This is a genomic window from Psychroflexus planctonicus (genome assembly GCF_014640195.1).
In the GTDB taxonomy this organism is placed as follows: Bacteria; Bacteroidota; Bacteroidia; order Flavobacteriales; family Flavobacteriaceae; genus Psychroflexus; species Psychroflexus planctonicus.
Genome location: NZ_BMGM01000017.1, coordinates 1 through 11,233 on the forward strand (window position 1 = coordinate 1; position 11,233 = coordinate 11,233).

At 40.6% G+C, this 11,233-nt stretch carries 3 protein-coding genes and 1 pseudogene; all 4 read right to left on the reverse strand.

Annotation, left to right across the window (positions count from 1 at the left end; all coding sequences use genetic code 11):
- Window positions 1-6,911 (reverse strand): annotated as a pseudogene (locus tag IEV72_RS13365) (hypothetical protein); the annotation flags it as partial.
- A 1,067-nt stretch (window positions 6,912-7,978) separates the two neighbouring features.
- Window positions 7,979-9,853, reverse strand: a complete 1,875-nt coding sequence (locus IEV72_RS13370; protein ID WP_188459627.1) for a tetratricopeptide repeat protein — start codon at window positions 9,851-9,853, stop codon at window positions 7,979-7,981.
- A 503-nt stretch (window positions 9,854-10,356) separates the two neighbouring features.
- Window positions 10,357-10,566 (reverse strand): hypothetical protein, encoded by a 210-nt coding sequence (locus IEV72_RS13375; RefSeq protein ID WP_188459628.1) that lies wholly within the window; start codon window positions 10,564-10,566, stop codon window positions 10,357-10,359.
- A 12-nt stretch (window positions 10,567-10,578) separates the two neighbouring features.
- Window positions 10,579-11,233: T9SS type A sorting domain-containing protein (locus tag IEV72_RS13380; RefSeq protein WP_188459629.1), on the reverse strand; the 655-nt coding region annotated here is incomplete at its 5' end.

The following is an 11,233-nucleotide window of genomic DNA, read 5'->3' on the forward strand; positions in this document are numbered from 1 at the left end:
ATTCTAGATTGATATGGGTTAGCCACAAAAGCAAAGGTTGTTGAACCTGCGGACGCATTGGGGAAATTAAAAGTTTCTGTTCCTACTTTTAAATCACCCGTTGAAATTAAAGTCGTAGGATTGGGATTAGCATTATTATCGATTAGTAAATCAGGATCTCGATCGCCACGCACCATTAAACGGTAAGGCATGCCTACTGTTAAGTCTGCATTTTTAGTATTGGTAACGGCTTCCCAACCATTGGCATTACTAAAGCTAAATAAAGACGGATTACCCGTAAGGGTATAGTCTATACCTGTAGTGGTGTTATAATTGCCTACATCTTCTGGAGTTGGTGCAATTTCTCCGGTAATGTGTGTACCCATTCCCGTTTCATTAGCACCGCCGTTTTGCCAGTTGTCAAAGATGCTGCCACCACCTACGGGACTAGCTACCATTCTAAAGGCGCGTTTGGCGGGGTAGTATTTTTCAGTAATAACCGTACCTGAGGTTTTGGTATAGGTTCCGTCAATACTTCCTAAGTAAGCATCGCCGTTAGTAGCATCAGATTTAAAAACTAAGTTACCATCGTGGGTAAAGTTACCATTAGAAGCAATGTGATGGCCTGCGGCAATGGTGGCATTTCCTTTAAACGCTAAATTAGCAGAATTAGTAGTTTCTAAATTGGCATTGATATCTATATCATTTCCAAATAACTCAATACCTGCATCGCCAATGACATCGGCATTAATTGTAATGTCTTTATCATTGGTTGCATTACCAATGGTTAAACCAGTACTTGTCGCTGTAAGGTTAGCAATCGGATAGGTTACATCGGAAGTAAAACTACTTCCATTAGGAATGTATTTAAACGCACCTGCTGCGGTTAGTGTTCTAGGATTGCTCAAACCACCCAGGGTATTGTCGGTATAAAGTGAAATATCACCGCTGTTGGTGGTGGTTAAATTAGCATCTAAAGTAATCGTTGCTCCATAAGCCGTAATTGGGCCAGCGATGTTCTGAGCTGCACCGATGGTCATATTAGCTGTATTCCCAGCTTTACCCACGGTTAAGCCCGTTACCCCAGCATCCAATACCAAATTGCTTCCGATGGTTTGCGCCACACCAAAGCTGGTTGATGCGTCCAAAGGAACAATACTCACTGCTCCGCTGGTATTCACTGGTATAGCGGCGTTGAATTCCGTGTTGTCACTTTTCAGGATAATAGTACTACTTGAAGCGGTAACGTTTGTTGCTGCTTTGAATCCAAGGTTTGTTCCTGTGTCAAAATACAAACCTGTTTGCGTGTCAACATCATTTTCAGCTACTAATAAAATATCCCCTGCATTTGCCAAAATATCACCTCGTACATCGAATGCATGATCATAACCAGAAGCTGTACCAGCTTTACCTAGCATATATACACCTCCACCACCTGTGGACTCAATCGTTCCGTCAAAATTGATACCTAAAGAAGTAGCCGGATTAGTAGTCCCTGAAGCATCACCAATAATTTGAATCGCATCAGAATCTGGGTTTGATGATCGAATAATCCAACCATTACCAATAAAACTAATTCCCTGTGCATTAGCACTACCAGAACCAAGGGCAACACCTTCCATAGAAATTTTACCACTACCAGAATTTACATTAGTATTATGACCTAATATTCCAAACTCTAGGTTATTTGCACTGGAACCAAGATTTTTACCCCGTAGTGTTATGTTTCCACCATCCGAAGTTAATGTAGTACCATTTTTTAAATGAACCCCAGAAATAGTAAGATTAAAAACGGGCTCTGTCTCTGTATCTAGTGTAGCATTTCCTCGGGCATATCCAGTGTTAATATCCGAGCCACCACTAAGTGTAATATTTCCTCCAGAAGTTGATACGGAGCTAGAACTACCCAATTGCACATAACCATTATCATTACCATCGCTATCTGACCAGAAGGTAACATCACCACCATCCGTAGTAATAGACTTCGAATTGGCCAAATTGACATTACCGGAAGCTTTTAGCAATACCTCGCCTGCTGCGCTGCCTGCACTCGTATTCAGGTTTTCATTTATTGCAATATCACCTCCATACACCGAAATTGGCCCAGCGATAGTTGTTTCTCCTGCAATGGTGATAGCCGCTGTATTGCTAGCCTTACCTAGGGTTAAACCACTAACAGACGCATCTAAACTAAGATTACTTATCGGAAAGCTTAATGCGGAAGTAAATGAAGCACCAGACGGCTCTAAAGTTACTGTTCCAGAGGTATTAAAAGAGGTAGCGGTTCCTCCTCCCTCAACAGATATCGCATTGCCTCGGAAAATAATATCTGAACTACTGCTTGTAATAGCACTTCCTGCCTTAAAGCCATAGGTGTTAGCGGTGTTTTTATTAAAAATTCCGTTTGTTCCACCATCCAAGGTAATTGTTCCTGTGTTTGCTAACACATCAATCGTTTGCAGGAAGATGCCTTGACTGGCTCCTCCACCAACACCTTCTAACGTGATATCTCCACCAGCTGTAGCTTTAAGCTCCTTGTTTGAACTGAAATTAAACACCAACCCTAGTTGGCTAGACGATACACCTCGCATGTAAATAGCATCCCCTGAAGTAGCAGCAGAAGTAAGTGTGAGTTTAAGCTCTGCAGCCGCAGAACTCTGATTCAAATTAACACCATAAGAATTTACACTTTCACCAATAATTTTTATTTTACCTGTACCCGAATTAACAAAAAATCCCCCAAATTGATTAATACCATTTCTATCGTTTGCAGTACCTCCATTATTTGAGCTATAACCATTAAGGATTACATCTCCACCACCTGAATAAAAATTCACATTTCCAGTATTATCTGTGCAAAGTATAATTCCAGGATTAGAAGCCGAACGAGCAAAACCATCTGGCAAACCATCACTGGCCACGCCACCATTGGCGCCATCATCAGCGCCACCGGCCAGTACAATAGCTCCGACACCGCTCAAACCCGATGCAGTCGAACCATTAGCCGTATTAAAGCTTACATCATTGCCCACCGCAATGAAGCCTTCATTATTGGCATCGCTGTCCGACCATAAAATTAGATTACCGTTGTTGGTTTGAATACTGCGGTTTGCCTCAACACTAATCTCTCTTAGCACCTTAAAAACAATATTTTCACCTGAAGCCGCCGAAGAAATATCACCACCAGAAACAGACATATGACCTCCAATAAAGGAGATGGGGCCATTCACCGTCCAATCGGTGTAGGTCATAAAACCTGTAGTATTGCCTTCTTTCCCAAATACCAGACCTGTGAGCTGACTCACATTATTGATTTGAAGTCCGGTAGCATCTCCACTTCCTATAAAATTACCACCACTAAGCGTTCCAGAAAGATCAAACTGTTGCCCATACGACGAAAAGGCCGTGCCAAAAGGTTTTATGGTAAAGGTACCTGTACTTTCTATCACCACCTTTGGCGTTGAATTGGGAAGATTATTAGTAATTAATGTAATATTCCCTGAACCACTATTTAGGGTACGGTCTGAGCCTGTGGCTTGAATGGATGTTTCTCCTTGGAGTAAGATATTCCCATTACCAGCGGAAGTGTTGATGTTAGCCGACAAAGAGACATTACCCCCTGATACTGAAACAGCACCCGTGGCTGTAATTGGGGCACCTAATAAAACACTTATATCGTCTGAATCGCCTGTTATATTTACCGTTCCGGCATTTACCGTAAGACCCGTATTTAAGATTACCCCTAAGTTATTACTGCCGGCTGTTACCGTAGTTACGCCATTTAATGTGAGATTCCCTGTAGTTATGATCGAACTCGCATTCGTAGCGCCATAGGTCGTGAGATCAATACCAATAGTAGCTGCTCCGCCGCTATTGGCATACCCATTAAAGGTTATATCTCCAGCATTGGCATTAACCGTAAAGCCAGGGAAAAATCCAATACCATGGGCATTAGCTGCAGCAGTAAAATTCTCATCAACGCCACCAATAAGAGTAATATCACCCCCGCCTGAAAGCAGTTGTACGCCCGATCCAGCTGCGTTTCCGAATAAAATTCCGTAAGCTGCACCTCCTGTAAAATTACCGATACCAGCTGTTGCGTCATCAGGGAATCCGTCACTATTGGTGTCAGCACCACCACCAATATGAATGCGGCCACCTCCAGTGCTAGCGCCACCTTGTCGTGAATCTAAGGTTACATTCTGACCGGTTAAAACGTTTCCGCCATTAAGGTTGTCACTATTCGACCATATAATTAGATCTCCACCGTTGGTCTGAATGCTACGGTTATCGTGTATTTCAATTTTCCCTAATGCCTTTAAAGTAAATCTATTTGAAGCAGAACTGCTTATATCGGCCTGAACATCAATATTTCCCGCATCAATGGTTAAGTCCCCATTCGCTAAATAGCTTTCCACTACCGAAGCATTTATATTCACTGGGCTAGATATAGTTGTTAAGGTGTTATTACCACTATCGAAAGACCAGGTGCTACCTTCATCGTGGCCACCTGATGCGACAATGGTAAGGTCGCCTTCACCTGTGCCTACGCGGAATAGTGCATAGGCTCCAGAACTTCCTAATGCTGGGCTGATGGTGTTTAAATCGGTATTGGCATCGACTTGTGAACGGGTATTCGCTTCACCGCCTACTTCGCCCACTACACCTGTGCTACTAGCTACATTCCCTGAGTATAAAAGTGCTCTTGCACCTGACTCTGTGTTAACAGCACCATTATTAGCTATTTTAATGTTCCCATCTCCGGCTTGACCTGCCGTAGCATTACGATCAGCAAATAACTGAATCGCTGTGCCACTTGATAACGATGATGCCACTGGAGCATTGATTGACAGGTCTTCAGATTCTGTGTACACACGAGTAAACCCAGAAACAGAAACCCCATCAACACCAGCTATATTTTCTATGGCTAGTGCTTTGCTGTTATTGACGAATAGCCAATCGCCGCCATCACTGGCAAATTTATTAACTGCTACCGTACCAACAAAGTTTGGAGATTTATAACCAACATAGGCCCGATGGAAATTACGGACTACTAATTCATCAGCAATGATATTCGCACCAGATAAAGTTTCAAGCGTTCCCTGAAAATTATTTGCCCCCCCCGATATTAGTGATATTCGATCATTGACGGCTTCCAGCTTGGCATTAGAAGTAATGTCATAACTGTATATATTAATGGGGCCATTAATACTTATATCTCTGCTGTGCTCAATTTTTGAAGCATTATTGCCTGGCTTTCCAAAAGTTAAGCCTGTTGCAGAGCTGCTTACATTCATTCGGAAGTCATTCCAATTCGAAGCAAAACTGCTACTTACGGGAGCTATAGTAATGCTTCCGCTGGTATTAAAATCAGAAGATCGCGTAGTGAAAAATAACTTATCGGTTTCAATCAGAATATCAGCGCTACTGCTACTCACATTAGTTCCATCTGCTCCTAATATAAACCCGTTTTCTGAAGCTGGTAGTACATATAGACCATTCCAGGTACCAGTCAATCCGTTTGGCTTCAAGTCGCGTATGGTTATTGTTCCGCTTTCAGAAAGCAGTTGCATGTTTTGGTTGTCTAAGGCCATGCCACGTGAATTTCCAGAAGCAGCTCCACCCGTCATATCTAGCGTAATGGCTCCATTCTCGGTAATAATACGAGCATCGTTAGGCTGCATGCCCCAGGCTGATTGTGTGGTACTTGGAACATTGCTTGCATCGCCCGTCAGGCTAATGGCTCCTGTACCTGAAGTAATCAAATCAGCGATAGAAAATTCGATGGCACGAGTTGTTCGATCACCCGCACCGCCCGCAGCGTAGCTACCTGCAATCGTAATATTCCCGCCATTGGCGTTAACTATGGCACGATCGGTTCCATCGCCTTTAATAGCAATCACATTCCTTTGGTCACTATCTGGGATTACATAACCACTAATGGTATAGCTGATATCGGCTCCAGAGGTAGTCACATCAAAGCCATCGTCTTGCAGGATGCGCTGGGCTTCAATCAACACCCCTGTCCCACTACTTGCGGTGGTGGTGAGGTTGGCATCTAATAAGACTTGCTGCCCATAGAGTCTAATAGGCCCGGCTACGCTAAAAGACGAATTCATCTGAAGATTGTTAGTTGAACCCAATCGACCCAAGGTAAGTCCACCCAAGGAGGCCATATTGTTAATCTGCAACCACTGCGTCTCGGGTTGAGAGTTATTCCCTATAAAATTGCTTCCACTAAAGCTGCCATTAAACCCTAAGAAACTACCCCCCAAAAAGGCACTAGTCCAATTGGTGATTGGGGCAAATGTAAAGGAGCCCGTTGAGTTAATTACCAAATCCGTTCCACTATGTATAACCGCATCAGTAAGGATGGAAATATCTCCAGACCCACTGTTTAAGCTTCGATCACTGCCATTAGTCGTAACCGAGGTGGTTCCTTGCAATAAAATGTTGCCATTACCCGAGCTAGTGTTGATGCCTGCAGCTATCGATAGCTCATCGGCGTAAATGCTCACCGGCCCCGAAATGCTCACCGGCGTATTCAAGCTGATGTTGGTGCTGGTATTATTGGTTTTACCCAAGCGAAGCGAGGTGATACTAGAGGCAAAGTTGTACTCATCGCTGATGTTGATATCGGCGGCAAAATTAGCTCCTGTTGGGCCTTCAAACACCACCGCGCCGGCACTTTCAATGGTAATGGCGCGGGCTCCCAAATCTGGCGTTTGCAGCGAGCCAGTCATGAAGGTGATATCTCCGGTGTTGGCATCGCCAATCGTGACACTGCCATCGCCAGTTACAGCTTGTGCTCTCAATGCTAAGCCATCGTCACCACCAGAGTAGGCGCTCAGCCCACTCCACGTTACTGCACCACCATCGGTCGAGACATTAAACTGTGCAGAAGTGTAATTCCCATTATCTAATTGAACCACAATCCCTACGGCTTCGCCGGTCTGCAGCGCTGCGTTCGTAGCATCGCCAAGCAGTGAAATGTTCCCCGCCGTTGAGCTGATCGATAGATCATCTCCCCCAGATAGCACGAAAGCTAGACCATGCGCCCAGCTGAAGGCAGCATTGGCTTCGGTTACCCCTTCGAGCGTGATGTCACCCGTGGTTGAAGAAATCGAGACATTTCCGGTCGACGCACTCGCGGATATCTGCGTGCCGATCATCAAGCCTGCTGACCTATTTGGGTTACCGCTACGCTTACCTGAGATGCTTACATCACCGGCTGCGGTCTCGATTGAGGAGTTCATGACCATTACACCGGTATTGTTGCCATCAACTGCTGTGTTCTGCCCGCGAACCCGTAGGTTACCTCCGCCGGTATTGATGTTAGCCCCGTTTACCAGCACCCCATGCTGGGTGTTGTTAGTCGAAATAGCATTCCCTGCAGGCACACTCAGACCGCCCAAGCTTTCGCTGGAGCTACCGCCGCCCACATACAATGGCCCGCCGTTGGTGGTAATATTGCCACGTAGCTCTACGCGACCTTCATTATCTCCATTGGCATCGGCACGAATAACTAACGCACCGCCTTGGGCGGTGATATTGCCATTAGCCGTTTGCACAACATTGCTATTCGCTTCTAGGAACCAGCTATTAGCTGTAGCATGATTCACAGCTGCATCCACCGTAATATTGGCTGCTTCAATGATTAAATCACCGTTTGCTAGATAGCCTTCTATTACCGTGGTATTAATATTTGCAGTACCTGTTGCCGTAATCGTTATGGGGTTGGAACCTGAAACTGACCAATTGTTACCAGAAGTTCCAGTTTCACCACTATTACTAATGGTTAAGGTTTGGCTAAAACCAAAAAATGAACTGAATAATAAAATAGAAAAAATGAAATGAGTAAGTCGTTGCATCGTTTATTTTTCGCGAAAATATAATGTAGCACATTAACTACATTAAAATTCTACTCACGAAAACCTACTGAATAAGAAAAAGCAATTCACAAAAACTTCCTTTTCTATTTTAAAAACCTATTAAACAGTTAAATAGACATTATGAAATTTTGTAAATTTTCATTTGGACTAAGTTGAAGCTTTTTTCGTATGAGGCTTCTAGAGTTTTCGATGGTGCGCAGCGAACGGTTGGTGAGCAAGGCAATATCTTTAGAAGAATAGTTGATTTTAATCAAGGCACATAAAATTAATTCATTAGGACTTAGGTCAGGCCCCATTGATTTTAGTCGCTTGTAAAAATCATAGTAGCTAGTTTGAAATTTAGTTTCAAAATCAGCTAGCAGTTCTTGGGTTGTGGTTGATTTTAATTCTTGTTTGAGCAAACTAAACTTCTTTTTATGTACAGAAGGTAGGTCATCAAGTATTAGATTAAGTTGGTCACGCAACCAATCTTTTGTTTGTTGTATGCCTAGGTCTTTGATTGAATTAGACAGCAGTTCTTTGGATTTAATTTGCAACTGGTATTCCAAATCCTTTTTTTCTTGTTGATACAATTGTTGTTTTTTAGCAATGATAAAATAAGTGATTACGGAAACTAGTATCAATAGGAATAAGCCAATAGAGAGCCCATATTTTTTTGCGATTTGTTTTTGTAATTCATTTTCGTAAGCCAAACGAAGCTGAAGTTTTTGCTCTCGTTCTCTAGCTAATTCCCATTCACTAATTACACTTTTGGGTAAATCTCCTATATACTTGTTTTTATTTTCTATGTAATTTCTAAAATAAGTATTCGCTAAGTCGGTGTGAGATAAGACATCATAAATTCTGTAGAGTGTTTCATAGACCGCCATTTTCAGTTTAGGATTATCAGTTTCAACTACAACGTCTTTTAGGGGGGTAATTTCTAGTAGTGCTTTATCATACTTTTTGCTGTCATAATATAGTTCTGCCCGATTTAATTTATTGTATAAGATACCAATTTCTACGTTTAATTTTTTACATATACTGTCTGATAAACTTAGGTATTTTAAACCCGCTTCAAATTCTTTCTTTTTGCGTTTTAAATTGCCGTAGTTTGAATAGCTTTGTGCTAACAACATCTGATGACTCCCTTGTTTTGATTTTTCAATTATGGTTTGAAATGTTTCTTCGGCCTCTTTAAAATTTTTAGCCTTCCCCTGTATAATGCCTTGTGTATTATAATAGTATAAGGGAATGTTCTCAGGGTTTATAAACTCTAAAGTTAAATCTGTATAGTAGTTTGCCTTATCTATGTAGTCTAAATTTAGATACATGCTAGCAAGGTTATGATACAGAACACTTAAGTTTTTAGTATCGGACGGCTTGGCATAATCGATGGCTTTTTGATAATTGACGGCTGCATTAAAGAACTTACCTTTTAAATTAGCCAAATTTCCTTTATTTGAATACAAGGACATGTATTGCCAAAGGTCATCATCTTTTTCTTGTATATTACTCTCGAGTATATCTACATACTTGCCTAAACTATCTGCCTGTTTAGTTGAGTTGTAGTAAGCTGATAAAATGGATGCTGCTGAACTTTTCGTTGCTTTCGAAACTCTTGTGTTTTTAGCTAAAAGTTTTGTGGCATAAGGAACGGCTTCATTTACACAATCTTTTTTTAATAATAAATGGTTAAGTTCTGTTAAGTTAGATGAATTTAGTTTTGTGTTATCTTGTAAAATTGTATGAAGATTTTTAGCTAACCATTCTTTTTCATCTTTAGGATTGCTATAAGTAGTCTGTATAAGGTGTATTAAAAAAGTTAACTGCTCATCTTTCTTAATTTGTTCAAAAGATTTAGATATCTTGGATTGATTAAAAGCTTGCGAAGACTGAAAATTGGTTTGTAATTCTTTATTTTTATCCGAACAGGATACTAAGAATATGCATGCAGTACCACATAATATTCCCTTATAGATATTAACCATAAATAATGACATTAGATATATGTAGTAAAAGTTTTACACTACGAATTTAACAAAATATTTAATTTAAAGCAGTAATGTTAAATTTTAACTTTAATTAAAGTTAGACCTAACACAAAGCTTTATACCTACAAATAGGTTAAAGGCGTTAATAAATGTCTTAACTATATTGCTTAAACATTAAAAGACTTTATATCATTTACTTTTTTTTAGTGAGCATGCTTTATTAAGTCAAAATGTTTTATAATTTTCATAGACTATGAGCAGAACCCTTATGCATTAAATTTTAAAAAATTAGAATAAAAAAAACCACCCTTACTTGCGTAAAAGGTGGTTTTAAAAATAACTCACAATACTATCTTTACATCCCTTGCCTTAATAACTCAAGTTCTTTTTCAAGCTGAATTTGTTCTTGAAGAACGAAGATGATGTTTACAAGAATTATAGCAATAGCTAGGTATAAAATATAGGATACCACATCGAGCTTATTGATTTTTTTTAATCGCTTCAACATGCTTTTATGCCTTTATTTTTTTAATACCAAAATAGCTACCTACAACTAATCCGGCATATATTAACATATTAATCGGTGCTTCGGGCACATCGTTTACATTGTCGTTATCAAAATCGAATACATCTTCTAAACTCTGTGCTTGTGCTTCCGGCATGAGTACTAACATGAAAAGTAAGCTAATTGCGATACCTAATTTTATATTTAATTTCTGCATGATCTCTTTACTTTACTTTTTAATTAATTCTTGGGTGTAGCTATTGCCTTCTTGGTCGGTAAGTTGTACAATGTAAACACCAGACTCTAAATGGCCTAAGCTTAAGCGCAAGTTGGTATTACTTATTGCTTCTGCTTTAACTTGCATTTGTTGTCCTAGCATGTTGTAAACAGATACATTTACTTTGTCTGTTAAGGCTAAGTTGCTTTGTAGTTGCACTACATCTACCGCTGGGTTAGGGTAGAGGCTAAACAACTTCTTGTCCACATCTTCCATGCTCATGGTTTCTGCATCAAACTTTAAGGAAAAACGTAAAGCATCTAAGGATTCGCTGATACTTTCATCAACACTAAAGTGATACGTCTCGCCGTCTTCTAACAAAGTTTCTGTTCCTAAATACGCATCTACTATATATACCTGCACATCACCTAAGTTACTCAAGTTAGCCACAAAGCTGTAGTCTTGATTACGCCAGTTGTTGGTAAATAACGGAATTACTTCATCTGTTGTAGGTAGCATTCTGCGTTCTATACTAAACAAACTGTTTGCATTAATAGATGCTAAGTTCTCATCTAAATTACCAATTTTACCGGCATCAAACCCATCTATGCCGTTATTGGCACTAGCTTCAAAACGCAAACGTATTCCATCGATTACGGCTTGGTTA